Source organism: Agarivorans sp. 2_MG-2023 (genome assembly GCF_030548085.1).
Lineage (GTDB): Bacteria > Pseudomonadota > Gammaproteobacteria > Enterobacterales > Celerinatantimonadaceae > Agarivorans.
Genome location: NZ_JAUORQ010000007.1, coordinates 100,024 through 115,335 on the forward strand (window position 1 = coordinate 100,024; position 15,312 = coordinate 115,335).

A 15,312-nucleotide genomic window follows, 5' to 3' on the forward strand; every position below is an offset into this window, starting at 1 on the left:
TATCAATGAGCAAATGGTTTGCTATCATTTTTTTTATCAGTTTCGGACTAGTAAGTGTTCAAGCCGCCGACACTATTTACCAATGGGTAGATGAGAATGGCATCACCCACTTTTCAGATCGCCCCCAAGTTGGCGCTACCGAACTACAGGTAGACGTTGCTCCGCCAGCCACCGATGGCCCCTTGGCAACTCCGCGTACGCCCCTGAAAAAGAAACAAAAACCAGTTAAGTATCAAGTACAAATCACCAGCCCAAGTCATGAACAAACCATTCGCGACAACGAAGGCAAAATTTCGATTACAGCAACCACTACGCCACTGCCGTTAAATAGCATGGGCTACAAGTTGGTGCTTGATGGTGTACCCCAAGGGCAAATCACTAAAATGGGGAGCTTTAACCTCACCAATATTGATCGTGGTGCTCATACTATTCATGTGCAGTTGGTTGATGATTCGGGCAAGGAAATTGCATCGTCTAAACCCATTACCGTATTTTTGCACCGCGCTAACGCATTTGGCGCTGGAGCAGCTGCAGCAGGGGGAGGCTAACTAGCAACTCTCTGCCTTTTGAGGTTAAACTCAGTGCAGAAGCACCAACTTGGTGCGCGCATTCAGGAGAGAGTAGTGTTAGAGATCTCTGGCTTAGAACGTTTAGTATTGGAAAATCAAGTTACCGCCATCGTGCTGCTTGATGCTGAGTTAAAAATTCAATACGTAAACGCTTCTGCCGAACAGTTACTCGGGCAAAGTGCCAAGCGGCTTATTGACGAGCCGCTTGCCATGCAGGTTAAACACAGCTCTCTAGACCTAAGCAAGCTTGGCAGCGTGTGTAGCTCTGGACAGAGCTTTACCGATAACGAAGTGACCTTAGTGTTTGATAGCCACCATGCATTAGTCGAGCTCTCGGCCACGCGCATTAATAGTCAGCAATACAACTTATTGATGCTAGAAATGCGCGCTATCGGCCAACAGAAGAAAATTTCCCAAGAGTTATACCAACACGCCCAGCAACAAGCCGCAAAAGAATTAGTTCGTGGCTTAGCCCATGAAATTAAAAACCCGTTAGGCGGGCTGCGCGGCGCGGCACAGTTGCTCGAAAAAGAGCTAGTTAATCCAGAACTCAAAGAATTCACCGGCATTATCATTGAGCAAGCCGATCGGCTGCGAAAACTGGTCGATCGCTTGTTAGGGCCACAGCGCCCTGGCTTACATGAGCTACACAACGTGCATTCGGTACTCGAAAAGGTCCGTCAGTTGGTCAAACTTGATTTGCCTTCAGGGATAAGTGTTGAGCGAGACTACGATCCAAGCATTCCAGATTTTGAAATGGATCACGAGCAGCTCTTACAAGCCTTTCTCAATATTGTACAAAACGCTGTGCAAGCTCTGGGCGAAAGTGGTGGCAAGATAGACATAGTTACCCGCACCGCCCATCAAGCAACAATTGCCGGGCAGCGTTTTAAGCTGGCCGCAGAAATCAAAATTATAGATAACGGCCCGGGGATACCTACTGAACTACTCGATACCCTGTTTTACCCCATGGTAACCGGGCGTGAAGGCGGTACAGGTTTAGGTTTATCAATCGCACAGAATTTAATAAATCAGCATAAAGGGAAGATTGAATGCGCCAGCTGGCCAGGACATACCGAGTTCACCATTCACCTTCCACTACGACGTTAAGGATGTACTAACATGGCAGCAACTATATGGGTCGTTGACGACGACAGCTCTATTCGGTGGGTGTTAGAAAAAGCGTTAAAAACGGCAGGCTATGATTGCCTAAGCTTTGCTGACGGCGAAATGATGCTACAGCAATTAGACTATGAACAACCTGACGTAGTCATTTCAGATATTCGTATGCCAGGCATGGACGGATTAAGCCTACTGGAAAAAATTCAAAGCCATTTCCCAGAAATGCCGGTGATTATCATGACCGCCCATTCGGATTTGGATAGCGCGGTAAATGCCTACCAACGTGGTGCATTTGAATATTTACCAAAACCCTTTGATATTGACGAAGCCGTTTCGCTAACCGAGCGTGCGGTCACCGTTTCTAGGGAGCAAAAAGGCAGCAAGGCAAATAACAAACCTAGCTCTCCAGCACCCGAAATTATTGGTGAAGCACCTGCTATGCAAGAGGTGTTTCGAGCGATTGGTCGCTTATCGCGCTCCAGTATCTCAGTGCTTATTAATGGCCAATCGGGTACTGGTAAAGAACTTGTTGCACATGCCCTACATAAACATAGCCCACGCGCCAGCGGCAGCTTTATTGCGCTTAACATGGCAGCCATTCCAAAGGACTTGATTGAATCTGAGTTGTTTGGCCATGAGAAAGGTGCATTTACCGGCGCCAACAATATTCGCCACGGTCGCTTTGAACAAGCTAATGGCGGAACCCTATTTCTTGATGAAATTGGTGACATGCCCTTAGACATTCAAACCCGTTTATTACGGGTATTAGCAGACGGGCAGTTTTACCGGGTTGGCGGTCATTCTCCAGTACAGGTGGATGTAAGAATAATTGCAGCCACTCACCAGAACTTAGAGAAAAAAGTGGCTGAAGGTGATTTCCGTGAAGATTTATTCCACCGCTTAAACGTGATTCGTATTCATTTACCTTCATTGTGTGAACGCCGTGAAGATATTCCCGCATTAGGCAAACACTTTTTAGAAATTGCCGCCAAAGAGCTGAATGTAGAAAGTAAACTGCTACACAAAGACACTCAGCGCTTTATGATGCAACTGGCTTGGCCTGGTAATGTAAGGCAGCTAGAAAACGTTTGTCGCTGGTTAACGGTGATGGCTAGCGGTCAAGAAGTATTACCAGCAGACTTACCGCCAGAGTTAAGCCAACCAGTTATTACCGAGCAAGGGGAAAGTGCCGATACTAACTGGCGCTCACTACTCAAAAGTTGGGTGTCTCAGCAATTGGTATCTGGGCAAATTGATATATTAGGTGAAGCCATGCCAGACTTTGAACGCATCATGCTTACCACAGCACTTGAGCATACTCATGGCCACAAGCAAGAGGCCGCTCGATTATTAGGCTGGGGCCGAAACACCCTAACTCGCAAGTTAAAAGAGCTAGATGTTGAAGCTTAAGTTGCAGCATGCCGAGTAAAGCTTAACCGCGTTGGTTAAGCTTTACTAAAAAAAAGCGAATAGAAAAAATCATAAGAGACTTTGCCACCACTTAGGCAACGATTGAGGCTTGCCCTACTGTAAAGCCATTTTCAGCTAAAAACTCAAAACCTTCTGCTGCTGAAGAAAAATTGCGATTAATATGATCTTCTGGCTGCTGCCCTATCATCCTTTGCAGTTGATAGTCTTTTAATGTGTTTTTTTTGTAGATACGTACCGAATGAGTCATATTTCGCATTATCGCCCATTCCAGCATCTCATGGATTAATGGTTCAACTTCTGGGACGGCCAAGGTCCAGTCATCAAAGTAAACGAAGTGAGCCCAATTGTCATGGCACAAGCCATTAGCGTAGGCTTTATAGTCCTTAATAAATGCCTCAGCAGTCTTCACGTCCCAAGAGCCAATAATACTAATAATCATCACTTGTTGGTCTGTTCGTAAAGTATAAAAGTTATCTATTATCACTTTAGTTTTTCTACCTGCTCAATCGAAGCTTCTTCGATTATAGGCAACTTATCTCTATTAAGAGCTATTTCCTAAAGTTCAGAACACTAAAACTTATAACTCAACTAGAGGCGCGCTTTTGTAAGAACAAGATTTTTGCGGGCACACTTCTCGCTTTCCTGCTGCAGTTTTCTTCAGTACTAATAACTTCCAACCACAATCAGGGCAAGGCTTAGCGATGGGCTGATCATTTACTGCATATGAACATTTAGGATAGGCGTTACAGGCATAAAAGGTTTTACCAAAACGTGATTGGCGAGAAGCAAGCTTACCTTTGTTGCAAGAGGGGCAAGTAATCTCGGGGGCGCTTTCTGCTTGCGGTTGTGCTGACTCAATGTGCTGACAACTTGGAAACGCGCTACAACCAATAAACATGCCGTAACGCCCTTGGCGTAGCATCAGCTCCTCACCACATTTAGGGCATTCAGTTCCAGGCAGTACTTTCTCTAGCGAATGATCTTGTTGGTGCAATGCTCGGCTGTAGTCACAACTTGGATATTGGCTACACCCTAAGAAGGGGCCCGATTTGCTATTGCGATGTTGCAGCTCGCCACCACATTTGGGGCAAACATCGTATTCTTTTTCTAAGGCGTGCTCGTGTGCGGAAAATAATTTAGGATCAATCTTAGACATGCTTACACCTCGTTGAACTTTGCTAAGCATAACAAAATAGCGCCAATAGGCTATTGATTCGACGCAAGCAAAGCTCTATCGAGATGATAAGTTGGCGTAACACCGCTTGGCAGCGGTGTACTTAAGCCCTAATGCAGTGGACCATCACCCAAATCGAATAATAGTTCTTCCATTTGTTGATAAGCCGATTCACTACCTGGAACATTAAACAGCACCATTAAAATGATCCATTTTAAGTCTTCCAGTTCAAGTTCTGGCCCATCTAGCTCCATCACTCGGTCAATTACCATTTCACGGGTTTCTGCATTGAGTACTTTCATTTGTTCAAGGAACAACAAAAAGCCTCGGCAAGACACGTCTAATTTGGCAATTTCAGGTGTGGTATACACCCTTAATGAGGGAATCTCAGAAGGATTTAAATAAGGCTGCTTGTCGCTATCTTGCAGGGCAGCAAGTTGCTCCAACCAATCTAATGCCTTATAGATTTCTTCTTTATGAAACCCTGCGCGACTGAGCTCTTCTGTGAGCTCATCGTGATCCATCAACAGCTCTACATCACTATGAATGTAAGTTTCGAATAGATACATGAGGATATCAAACATAGTTAGTTCCTCCTCAGCTTGACGTAACCACCTGGCACAACGGCCACAACACCCAATATCTCAAGCTCAGTTAACTGAGCGAGTACAGCATCAACAGGTTGTTGAGTGCTTAAGACGAGTTCATCAATTGACGTCGTCTCATAAGATACGTTATCCAACAATTGACGATAAGGCAAATCTTGTTCCTGTATATTTTGCTCCACCGCGGGTAAAGCCAATGGGCTTTGACCGCCAAATCCGCCTAGCTCTTCCATTATATCGACCGGAGAAGTGACCAATTTAGCTCCTTGCTGAATCAAATGGTGGCAGCCTGCGTGTAAAGGGTCGTCTATTGAACCCGGTACCGCGAACACATCGCGGCCTTGCTCCGCCGCATAATTAGCCGTTAACAGCGAACCACTCGGCAAGCCTGCTTGCACCACCAACACGGCTTGGCTTAAACCGCTAATAATTCGATTACGACGAGGGAAGTGATTCGCTTTAGCCGCTGTACCAGGCCAAAACTCGCTCACTATAGCGCCTTGCTGCACAATCTCGTGCGCTAGCTGCTGGTGTCGCTTCGGGTAAACCCTATCTAGTCCTGTAGCCACCACGGCAATGGTAGCGTCTGGCCTAGCCAACAGCGCGCCTTTATGTGCGGCAGCATCAATGCCTAAGGCCATGCCACTGGTAATAGTTAATCCTTGCTGAGCCAACTGCTGGGCAAAATCTTTTGCATGATTAAGCCCCGATAAACCTGCATGACGGCTTCCCACCATCGCCAATTGAGGTTGAGCTAAGAGCGCTGGATTACCACGCACAAACAGTAAAAGCGGTGGGCGCTGAATATTGCGTAAACACTCTGGATATAAGGCATCAAAGCAGCCTATAAGGTGGCAATCGCTTTGTTCTAACCACGCTAGCGCTAAGTTAATACGAGCTCGATTGGGTTGACGAAGGGCAGAAATTTGTTGCGGGCTAAATTGCCAAGCCTGTAACTGAGTTTCATCAGCACTGAGCAGTTGGTCAATGGAGCAATGAGATAAAGCCGCTTGCAGGCGCTGTACCGAAAACCTCGGCACACCTGCAAGCAGTAGATATTGAACTACCGATAAACTCGGTAGCAACTATAGGTTCTCCACCAAATAGTTAGGACGAAGAATCACTTTACTATCAGTAATAATGGCATAGCTTAGTTTTTCATAAGACTTAAATACCATCAGCTCGCCGACTTTTTCGTTAGGTAAGCTAACGCGTTGCTCGTCGTTATTAAACATGCGGTCAAAATGGTTGGCCGTATCTTCATAAGATTTACGCTTAACTTTATCAATCATCACCTTACCCGGCTGAGCCACGGCAAACATATCGCCTGGGGCCACGTTGTCACGAGTCCCTTTGTTAATAATCACTACATCGTAGCGGCTCATTACAGAGGTATCGGTTGCCGCAGAGATAATATAACCACTCTCTTCTATCTGCTTGTTGTTAGGAACAAAGTAAGCAGGTAGGCGATCTTGGTCAGGCAGCTCCAACATGATGTCGCCTTGGTTAATCTCTTTTAGTACTTGAGTGACTTTAAACTGAGTAATGTTATCTTCATGTTTGCGTTCAGATACACCAATACCGATAAAGGTAAGAATCTGGCCTAACTCTTCTTTGGTTTCCGGATCGCGGTATTTGTTACCAACACGGTAAATACCGTAATACTGCCCAGGCTTGGTTTCTCCACGCGCATACATGGCACGGCCAATAGCAATACGCGATTGCGCATCATTGTCGCCTAGTACGTAAGGAGCGCCTTTCAAGGTATCTTCATCAACAATATGGTCATGTGTCAAAAAGGCACTAATTGAAGCCAGTGGTACCGTTGGAATCGGAGGAGCTTTTTCTTCGATACGCGCTTTTGGCGTAACTTTAACAATGCGTTTGCGCACTAAACGTGGCTCGCCATTTTCATATACCAGTGATAAACGATCACCAGGATAGATTAAATGTGGGTTTTCTACCTGCGGGTTAAATTGCCATAAACGTGGCCACAACCAAGGAGAGTGTAGATACAAAGCAGAAATGTCCCACAAAGTATCACCTTTTTTTACAACGTAAACTTCGGGAAAATCCTCCTTTAATTTTAAAGTGTCAGCAATTGCGCCTCCAACTAACAACAACAAAGAGGCCCAAAGCCAAACTAATTTTTTCCCTTTCATAGTGTCTCCCAGCGACATCCCTATATCCAAAGCTGTTTTTTAGTCACATAAATGACTAGAATTACCACCAATCTACCAAAACCTAATTAAAGACAGAAGCTATGGCTGTACTCGAAGTATTGTGTTTTCCAGACGAGCGTTTGCGTACTATAGCGCAACCCGTTAATAATATTGATGATAATCTTAGAACTATAATCGAAAACATGTTTGAAACCATGTATCTAGAGGAAGGAGTTGGCCTAGCTGCGACACAGGTCAACATTCATCAGCAAATTGTTGTAATCGACGTCTCTGAGGAGCGAGATCAACGACTTGCGCTAATAAACCCAGAAATTATTGAAGCCGACGGCGACGCGCTTAACGAAGAGGGATGTTTGTCTGTTCCTGAGTATCGCGCGCAAGTGCCTAGAGCCGAAAAAATCAAAGTTAAATCTTTGGATGTCGACGGCAATGAGCAAATTTTTGAAGCGGAAGGTTTACTGGCGATTTGTGTGCAGCACGAACTCGACCACCTAAAAGGTAAGTTGTTTATCGATTACTTGTCGCCGCTTAAACGCCAGCGGGTAAAAACCAAGCTAGAAAAACTTGCTCGCCGCAAGTAAGCCTTAACCAATTTGTGGAAAACAGCATGACGCCATTGCGGATCATCTTTGCTGGCACGCCTGATTTTGCAGCGCGCCACCTTTCAGCCCTTATCAATAGTCAACATCAAGTGATTGCGGCTTACACGCAGCCCGATCGCCCAGCAGGCCGAGGCAAGAAGCTGCAAGCCAGCCCGGTTAAGCAACTCGCCGAGCAACACAATATTGAAGTATTCCAACCAGAAAACTTCAAAAGTGAAGACGCTCAGCAGCAATTGGCAGCGCTTAACGCCGATTTAATGGTGGTAGTGGCTTATGGCTTATTGTTACCGCAAGTCATCCTTGATACGCCCCGTTTGGGATGCATCAACGTACACGGCTCGTTACTGCCACGCTGGCGCGGGGCTGCGCCAATCCAGCGCGCAATTTGGGCTGGCGATAGCCACTCAGGTGTCACCATTATGCAAATGGACATTGGCTTAGACACTGGCGACATGTTGCTATTAGAGCAAATAGAGATAGCGAGTGATGAAACCAGCGCCTCACTGTACGATAGGCTCGCTGAAGTAGGCCCACAATCTCTCATTAAAGCTGTAGATGGCATCGCCAAAGGCGAACTGACTGCAACACCACAAGATGATGCAGATGCTAACTACGCTAAAAAGCTGAGCAAAGCTGAAGCCTGTATTGATTGGCAACAAGATGCTGAGTTTATCGAACGTTGCATTCGAGCATTTAATCCATGGCCAGTGAGTTATTTCACGCTAGCTGAACAGAACATTAAAGTATGGCAAGCCAGTGTAGTAGCCGACGCTAGCCATCAGGTGCCGGGTACAATTATTAGCGCCAATAAACACGGCATTACTATAGCCACCGGCAAAGATGCCTTGCGTTTAGAACAGATCCAACTCCCAGGTAAAAAAGCGCTCTCTGCAGCTGACGTATTAAATTCGCGCAAAGAGTGGTTTGAAGTAGGTACTCAATTGGAGAGTGCAAATGGCTGAACAGCCACAAGTAAAACAAATTAATGCCCGTGCCGCTGCGGCTAACATTCTATTTCAAGTGGTTGACCAAGGTCAGTCACTGAGTCAAATGTTGCCACGCGTACTGCCTCAAGTAGTCGCTCGTGATCATGCCTTAGTGAAAGAGCTATGTTTTGGCGTATTACGTTGGTTGCCGCGCTTTGAATCGGTGCTGCAGCAGCTCATGGACAAGCCCTTAAAAGGCAAAATTCGCAATGGCCATTTCTTGTTAATGGTGGGTTTGTACCAACTGTTTTATATGCGCGTTCCGGCCCATGCAGCGGTATCAGAAACTGTATCTGCTACCGGCCAACTAAAGCTGCATAGTTTAAAAAAACTGGTGAATGGTGTATTGCGAAACGCAGAACGTCAACGTGAGCAGTTAGAGCCACAACTTACCGCCAACGACAGCTTACAATATTGCCACCCAAGCTGGATAACCAAACGCTTAAAAGCCGCTTATCCAAACCGCTGGCAAGACATATTAGACGCCAATAACCAACATGCACCAATGTGGATTAGGGTAAATGCCTTACAGGGCCAACGTGATGACTACAAGACTCAGCTCAGCGAGTTAGAAATAGCCAGCCAATCCTCTGATTTAGCTAAACAAGCACTATGTTTAGAAAAAGCGCAAGCCGTATTCAAGCTTCCTAACTTTGCTGAAGGTGCCTCCTCAGTTCAAGATGGCGCTGCGCAAATGGCCGCCAGCCTGCTAGACGCACAAGCCGGTGAAAGAGTGCTTGATGCCTGCGCAGCTCCTGGAGGAAAGACTTGCCATATTTTGGAACTACAACCCGAGTTAAGCGAATTGGTAGCAGTAGATACTGAGCAAACGCGCCTCAATAGAGTTACCGAAAACCTAGAGCGAATTGGCTTAAAGGCCACTTTGCATTGCGCCGATGCCAGTAAGCCTGAAGAGTGGAACAAACAGCCTTTCGATCGCATTTTATTAGACGCCCCTTGTTCGGCCACAGGGGTTATTCGCCGCCACCCAGACATTAAATGGTTGCGCCGAGAAGCCGATATCGCCGAGCTAGTGAAGCTACAAAAAGAGATTTTGCAGGCACTGTGGCACGAACTGAAACCCGGCGGCATCATGTTGTACGCCACTTGTTCGGTATTGCCCGATGAAAATAGCCAGCAAATTGCCGCCTTTTTGCAACAAACTGAGGATGCAGAGTTAATTCCAATTAACCCTGATGAAACAGCCGAACAACCCGGTTGGCAACTTTTACCCGGCGACAATAACATGGATGGTTTTTATTATGCGCGTTTGCGTAAAAGCCTCAGTTAAGCTTGCCTTTACCGTTTACAACGGTAACACTAAAAAATAGCAATAAACGCTTAAGGTATTGTTAGCAAATGAAAATCATTATTCTTGGAGCGGGCCAAGTAGGCGGCACGCTAGCGGAAAACTTAGTGGGTGAGAAATCAGACATTACCCTGGTAGACACCAATCAAGACCGCCTTCGTGAGCTGCAAGATAAGTTTGATTTACAGGTAGTATTTGGCCATGCCGCCCACCCTAGCGTGTTGCGCGAAGCAGGGGCTCACGATGCTGACATGTTAGTGGCAGTCACCAACAGCGACGAAACCAACATGGCAGCCTGCCAAATAGCGTATACTCTGTTCAATACCCCAAACAAAGTCGCACGGATCCGCTCAGAAGAATTACTCGCGGAGAAAGACGCGCTATTCTGCAACGAAGCAGTGCCGCTGGATCATCTCATTGCGCCTGAACAGCTGGTAACCGACTACATCAGCCGCTTAATTGACTACCCCGGCGCTTTGCAAGTGATGCAATTTGCTCGTGGCCGAGTGGGTTTGGTGGCGATTAAAGCCTATTACGGCGGCCCGTTAGTGGGTAATGCCTTATCGGTATTGCGTGACCACATGCCCGATATCGAAACCCGTGTGGCGGCTATTTTTCGTCAAGGTCGAGCCATTCGCCCTCAGGGCACTACGGTGATTGAAGCCGATGATGAAGTGTTTTTTGTTGCCGCCAGTGACCACATTCGTAAGGTGATGGCCGAGCTGCAGAAGCTTGAGAAGCCCTATCGCCGTTTAATGATTGTAGGCGGGGGAAATATTGGTGCAGCGCTCGCGAAGCGCCTAGAAAGCCAATACAGCGTTAAACTGATTGAACGAAACCAACGCCGCGCCGAACAACTGGCTGAAATGCTCAACAATACTATTGTGTTTTGTGGTGACGCCTCAGACCAAGAGTTACTGAGCGAAGAAAACATTGAGCAAGTTGACGTATTTATTGCGGTAACCAACGACGATGAAGCCAATATTATGTCGGCCATGCTCGCTAAGCGCATGGGCGCTAAAAAGGTGATGGTGCTGATTCAACGAGGCGCTTATGTTGAATTAGTGCAAGGCGGCACCATCGACATCGCCATTTCTCCTCAGCAAGCCACCATCTCAGCGCTACTCACTCATGTACGTCGCGCCGATATCGTTAACGTGTATTCGCTACGACGCGGCGCAGCAGAAGCGATTGAAGCGATTGCCCATGGCGATAGCAACACGTCGAAAGTGGTCGGGCGCAGCGTAGGCGATCTAAAACTTCCTCCAGGCACCACCATTGGCGCAGTAATGCGGGGGAACGAAGTCATTATTGCCCACGACCATACTGTTATTGAACAAGACGATCACGTGGTGATGTTTTTAGTGGATAAGAAATTTATCCCTGAAGTAGAGCGTTTATTCCAACCTAGCCCATTCTTCCTGTAGGCTAAATTTCACATGATGATTACCCCCGATCTTCGGCCCATCATGTTTGTTACAGGCATTGTGCTGTCTAAACTCAGCCTACTCATGCTAGCCCCGCTTGCTTTAGGCATGGCTTACGACGAATCCGGTTACGTTGAATTCTTTTACACCATCATAGTGACCCAAACCGTGGCCTTTGCTCTGATTCGCTGGGGGAAAAAGCCATCTTTTAAACTGTCAGTTCGTGGCATGTTTCTGCTTACCACCACCGTATGGCTAGTGGCCTGTGTATTTGGGGCACTGCCGCTGTATCGTATCGACCACATCAGCTTTACCGACGCCTTTTTTGAAACCATGTCTGGCCTCACCACCACGGGCTCAACGGTACTGGCAGGTTTGGATGAGATGCCCAAAAGCGCGCTACTATGGCGCTCTATGCTGCAATGGTTAGGCGGTATCGGCTTTATTGTTTTAAGCGTAGCCATTTTGCCATTTTTAAATGTTGGCGGTATGCGTTTATTCCAAACCGAATCCTCCGATTGGTCTGACAAAAATACCCCTAAAACTAAAAATGTGGCCAGCAATATTCTCAAAGTTTATCTGCTGTTATCGATGCTATGCGCGCTGGCCTACCACTTAACCGGCATGGATTGGTTTGAAGCCATTAACCATGCCATGACCACCATATCCACCGGCGGCTACTCCACTTCAGACGAATCAATGGCGCACTTTAGCAATGCCAGCCACTGGGTGGGCAGCGCCTTTATGTTATTAGGTGGTTTGCCATTTTTACTATTGGTGCAAACACTTCGCCATAAAGATATACACTATATTTGGCGCGACGCGCAGGTAAGAGGCTTTATCATTCTAATCGCAGTAGTGGGCGGAATGATGAGCTTATGGCTGTGGTTACACGGCACATTTTCGCTGCTGGATGCATTGCGCATCAGTATCTTTAATATTATCTCTATCGTCACGACCACTGGCTATGGCTTAACTGATTTTAGTCATTGGGGTAACTTTACGACCGTACTGTTTATCTTTTTGATGCTGGTGGGAGCGTGTTCTGGTTCAACCTCTGGCGGGATTAAGATTTTCCGTTTTCAGCTGGCCAGCGGCTTGTTCTCGCGCCAGTTAAAGCAGTTGGTACATCCTAATGGTATATACCCTCATCGCTACAACGGCCGATTAGTTAGCGAGCAACATGTACGCTCACTGGTAGCGTTTATTTTCGCCTTTTTCTTCACCTTAATTCTACTCGCCAGTGGCTTAGCCTTGCTGGGTTTAGACCCCATTACTGCGCTGTCTGGCGCAATGACCGCTTTAGCCAATGTAGGGCCAGGATTAGGAAGAGTGATCGGCCCCGACCATAACTTCCATTTGCTGCCTGATTCGGCCAAATGGTTGTTATCATTGGGGATGTTATTAGGCCGCTTAGAAGTGCTCACAGTATTGGTGCTATTTTTACCTGCTTACTGGCGCTATCGTTAAGCTTGGCGACGACCTCGCAAGAGATAAGGGTTCGCCCACCACCAAACCCCTAGGTAGACAAAGTACAGCCCAATAATAATCATTTTGTGCTGATTACTGCCGGTATCCACTGTTTCAAAATCAACGCCAGCGATACGGCAATACAACAAGGTAATCACTACAATGCTGTAGATGGTAGAAAAGCGCCACAAAGTGAGCAATAAAGAACGCAGCGCCCCAAGTAACATAAATCAGCCCAGCCTATGCAAACATGCCAAGAGGCGAGCGGCTAAACGCCACGGCCAACAATTGAGCAAATACCGCTATTGCCGCTAAGCCCGCCACTAAACGTACCAACTGATTTGGCGCGCGCTTAAGAGCAAATATACCCAGCACAATATATACCACCAGCAACACTACTTTTGCGCTCAGCCAATCTTGAGCAATAGGGTATTGCTGCAACATAACACACAATAAAATAGCAGCCACTAACAAGCAGGTATCAATGATGTGTGGGGTAATTTTCAGCCATTTTTTATTGAGCATGGGTGATTTGAGAAGCGCTAAAATCCAACGAAAAATAAAGCCGAGAATACTGAGCATAGCCAAGGTCATATGCAGGTGTTTTACCATTGGGTAGTACTCGAGCATTTCATATCCTTATTTTAGTAAACAATTATCACAGCGCTCAGTGTATTAACTTGGCTTTAATACCACAAACTTTTTTCATCAGTAACAATTCAATAACTAAAGCTAGGTGCCTGATTATAAAAACAATAACAGGGCATACCTCACATTAACCTTTCCGTTTTGCCGATTTCGCCACCAATTCATCACAAATAACGTGATCTAGCTCTCTTGGGCGATCTGCTAAACTATGGGAGAGTGTTGCTACTTTATTATCTTTTCATTAACAAATGCCGGAGTCGGTCATGTCAGAAGCGCCAAATATGCTACCTGCCATCGATATTTTGATGTGCCACACTGGGGCCTCATTTTTAGATGCCTGCCAAGAATTGGGTGTAGACCCAAATGAAATGTCCGAGTTTGATCCAATAGATTCAGAAGATAAATAAAAAATCGGCAGCCTAGGCTGCCGATTTTGTTTAAACCTTTACTAACAAGCCTCAGTTTTCACCCCTAATAACAAAAAACATAAACCCATAAAGCCCACCTAAAACAAATAGTTAAATCGCTTTGTAAAGATTGTGAATTTGCAGCAGCAGCGCTAGCTTTCGGCTTGCGATTGTAGTTACAATTAATATCTTTAATGCCTATTTATAGGTAGATTTATAAAGCATCAAAGCTGTTAACTTATCACCCAGCGAGTAACGGAATGTCGCAGTTATACCGAGTAAGCTTTATTAGTAATGGAAAAACCTACGAGTTGTACGCTAGGCAGGTTAATCAAGGCACCCTGATGGGTTTTGTTGAGCTTGCAGATTTTGTATTTGATGCGCGCGCTCAACTGATCGTTGACCCTGCGGTAGAGAAGTTGAAAACAGAGTTTTCTGGAGTGTCGAAAACGTTTGTGCCTATGCACAATATATTGCGCATTGATGAAGTAGATAAACTAGGGCTTGCCAAAATTCATGAAGATGCCACCATTACCCCCTTCCCCTCAAATCTGTATACCCCTAAACAATGAGCAACGATTCAATCATTGATTGGTTTAAACTAAAAGCCCAATTTGGTCACCAAGACCTACTAAAACATTGGCTGACAGATTTTATCGCCGGTAGCGATCAAGAATTAGCACAACTTCAACTAGCAGTCAGTAATCAGCAATGTCCTGACGGATTGTTACTGCAGTTGCAAGGAATAGCGGCGCTAGTGGCTAGCCCGACTCTAAACCGCTGCGTTCAACAATTAAAACACAGCGAACAACTAGCAGTAGATTTAGAGAACACTTTGCGTTGCTATCAGCAGCTAGTGAGCGAAATCACTCACTACCTACACCAACACTAAGGTTTTTTCAGCCAATCGCCCGACGGTGATTGCACATAAGCGCCACTATTACTGCGCTCAATGGCTTTTTTACCTGCCAAGGTTGCCACTTGTTGCTCTGTTAAGCCGTTCTCTTTAGCTATCTGCTTGTATTTAGCCAAGCGCTTTTGGTTAATACTCTCCACCAAGCTTGTCACTTCACCGCTGTGACTTACTACACCTAATAAACCGTTGCTTTGCTCGCCTACCCAGCCTTTGGTTTTGGCGTCATCTAAATCAATTGCCGCTACAGAAAAGCTTAAGCTCAACAGTAAGACTAATATCCAGCTATTCCATTTCATCATGCTCTCCTAAAACAGTCCGCTATCGTCACTAAATAAATCATCAAGTTGCTTATCTACACGCACTCGAATCTCATGATCAATTTTTACATTGAGGTTAACCGTAATTGGTTTATCTACCGCCACTTCAACCTTAGGAGTACAGGCCGCAAGGCCGAGTACCATGG

The 15,312-nt window shown here is 46.0% G+C and carries 20 protein-coding genes; 11 read left to right on the forward strand and 9 right to left on the reverse strand.

Annotated elements, in window-relative coordinates; translation table 11 throughout:
• Positions 1-5: 5 nt before the first annotated feature.
• The 3 genes from Q4549_RS12130 (at position 6) to glnG (ending at position 3,101) form a co-directional block, all read left to right on the forward strand.
• Positions 6-548, forward strand: coding sequence for a DUF4124 domain-containing protein (locus tag Q4549_RS12130; RefSeq protein ID WP_303514596.1), 543 nt, complete (start codon positions 6-8; stop codon positions 546-548).
• 75 nt (positions 549-623) lie between these two features.
• Positions 624-1,679: a nitrogen regulation protein NR(II) gene (gene glnL, locus Q4549_RS12135; protein ID WP_137672610.1), complete on the forward strand. Its 1,056-nt coding sequence runs from the start codon at positions 624-626 to the stop codon at positions 1,677-1,679.
• 12 nt (positions 1,680-1,691) lie between these two features.
• A complete protein-coding gene (gene glnG, locus Q4549_RS12140; protein ID WP_137672444.1) occupies positions 1,692-3,101 on the forward strand; it encodes a nitrogen regulation protein NR(I) in 1,410 nt (469 codons plus the stop codon).
• A gap of 91 nt (positions 3,102-3,192) precedes the next feature.
• Here the strand turns inward: glnG and Q4549_RS12145 are convergent, their stop codons facing one another.
• The 5 genes from Q4549_RS12145 to Q4549_RS12165 form a co-directional block, all read right to left on the reverse strand.
• A complete protein-coding gene (locus tag Q4549_RS12145) occupies positions 3,193-3,564 on the reverse strand; it encodes a hypothetical protein (protein WP_303552101.1) in 372 nt (123 codons plus the stop codon).
• 135 nt (positions 3,565-3,699) lie between these two features.
• Positions 3,700-4,278 carry a type I DNA topoisomerase gene (locus Q4549_RS12150; RefSeq protein WP_303514602.1) on the reverse strand — a complete coding sequence of 193 codons (579 nt, stop codon included), beginning with the start codon at positions 4,276-4,278 and terminating at the stop codon, positions 3,700-3,702.
• Between the two features lie 128 nt (positions 4,279-4,406).
• Entirely contained in the window at positions 4,407-4,880 is a 474-nt protein-coding gene (locus Q4549_RS12155) for a DUF494 family protein (RefSeq protein WP_137672447.1), read from the reverse strand.
• Between the two features lie 2 nt (positions 4,881-4,882).
• Entirely contained in the window at positions 4,883-5,986 is a 1,104-nt protein-coding gene (dprA, locus tag Q4549_RS12160; RefSeq protein WP_303552104.1) for a DNA-processing protein DprA, read from the reverse strand.
• On the reverse strand, positions 5,987-7,063 hold the full coding sequence (locus tag Q4549_RS12165; RefSeq protein ID WP_303514607.1) for a LysM peptidoglycan-binding domain-containing protein: 1,077 nt from the start codon (positions 7,061-7,063) through the stop codon (positions 5,987-5,989).
• Between the two features lie 101 nt (positions 7,064-7,164).
• On the opposite strand from Q4549_RS12165, the gene def reads away from it, so the two are divergent.
• From def to Q4549_RS12190, 5 genes are all read left to right on the forward strand, one after another.
• A complete protein-coding gene (gene def, locus Q4549_RS12170; protein ID WP_137672450.1) occupies positions 7,165-7,665 on the forward strand; it encodes a peptide deformylase in 501 nt (166 codons plus the stop codon).
• A gap of 26 nt (positions 7,666-7,691) precedes the next feature.
• Entirely contained in the window at positions 7,692-8,648 is a 957-nt protein-coding gene (gene fmt / locus Q4549_RS12175) for a methionyl-tRNA formyltransferase (RefSeq protein WP_303552106.1), read from the forward strand.
• A complete protein-coding gene (gene rsmB / locus Q4549_RS12180) occupies positions 8,641-9,963 on the forward strand; it encodes a 16S rRNA (cytosine(967)-C(5))-methyltransferase RsmB (RefSeq protein WP_303552109.1) in 1,323 nt (440 codons plus the stop codon). The genes fmt and rsmB overlap by 8 nt, the downstream gene beginning before the upstream one ends.
• 68 nt (positions 9,964-10,031) lie before the next feature.
• The gene (trkA, locus tag Q4549_RS12185) at positions 10,032-11,408 is read left to right on the forward strand and encodes a Trk system potassium transporter TrkA (protein WP_303552112.1); all 1,377 of its coding nucleotides are present in this window, start codon (positions 10,032-10,034) and stop codon (positions 11,406-11,408) included.
• Between the two features lie 15 nt (positions 11,409-11,423).
• Positions 11,424-12,878 (forward strand): TrkH family potassium uptake protein, encoded by a 1,455-nt coding sequence (locus tag Q4549_RS12190; protein WP_137672611.1) that lies wholly within the window; start codon positions 11,424-11,426, stop codon positions 12,876-12,878.
• Here the strand turns inward: Q4549_RS12190 and Q4549_RS12195 are convergent.
• Together Q4549_RS12195 and Q4549_RS12200 are read right to left on the reverse strand one after the other, a co-directional pair.
• On the reverse strand, positions 12,875-13,105 hold the full coding sequence (locus Q4549_RS12195; protein WP_303552115.1) for a hypothetical protein: 231 nt from the start codon (positions 13,103-13,105) through the stop codon (positions 12,875-12,877). The two genes, Q4549_RS12190 and Q4549_RS12195, sit on opposite strands and share 4 nt — an antisense overlap.
• Positions 13,106-13,118: 13 nt before the next feature.
• Entirely contained in the window at positions 13,119-13,508 is a 390-nt protein-coding gene (locus tag Q4549_RS12200; RefSeq protein WP_303552118.1) for a SirB2 family protein, read from the reverse strand.
• Between the two features lie 281 nt (positions 13,509-13,789).
• Between Q4549_RS12200 and Q4549_RS12205 the strand changes: the two genes are divergently transcribed.
• The 3 genes from Q4549_RS12205 to Q4549_RS12215 all read left to right on the forward strand — a co-directional run bounded on the left by Q4549_RS12205 (position 13,790) and on the right by Q4549_RS12215 (position 14,825).
• Positions 13,790-13,933, forward strand: coding sequence for a hypothetical protein (locus Q4549_RS12205; protein ID WP_174235929.1), 144 nt, complete (start codon positions 13,790-13,792; stop codon positions 13,931-13,933).
• A 260-nt stretch (positions 13,934-14,193) separates the two neighbouring features.
• A complete protein-coding gene (locus tag Q4549_RS12210) occupies positions 14,194-14,505 on the forward strand; it encodes a DUF1820 family protein (protein ID WP_137672456.1) in 312 nt (103 codons plus the stop codon).
• A complete protein-coding gene (locus tag Q4549_RS12215) occupies positions 14,502-14,825 on the forward strand; it encodes a hypothetical protein (RefSeq protein ID WP_303552121.1) in 324 nt (107 codons plus the stop codon). Before Q4549_RS12210 ends, Q4549_RS12215 begins: the two co-directional genes overlap by 4 nt.
• Here Q4549_RS12215 and Q4549_RS12220 read toward each other — a convergent pair.
• Together Q4549_RS12220 and Q4549_RS12225 are read right to left on the reverse strand one after the other, a co-directional pair.
• On the reverse strand, positions 14,822-15,148 hold the full coding sequence (locus Q4549_RS12220; RefSeq protein ID WP_303552124.1) for a YdbL family protein: 327 nt from the start codon (positions 15,146-15,148) through the stop codon (positions 14,822-14,824). The genes Q4549_RS12215 and Q4549_RS12220 overlap by 4 nt on opposite strands.
• Before the next feature lie 6 nt (positions 15,149-15,154).
• Positions 15,155-15,310 (reverse strand): YnbE family lipoprotein, encoded by a 156-nt coding sequence (locus Q4549_RS12225; protein ID WP_174235933.1) that lies wholly within the window; start codon positions 15,308-15,310, stop codon positions 15,155-15,157.
• Between the last annotated feature and the right edge of the window lie 2 nt (positions 15,311-15,312).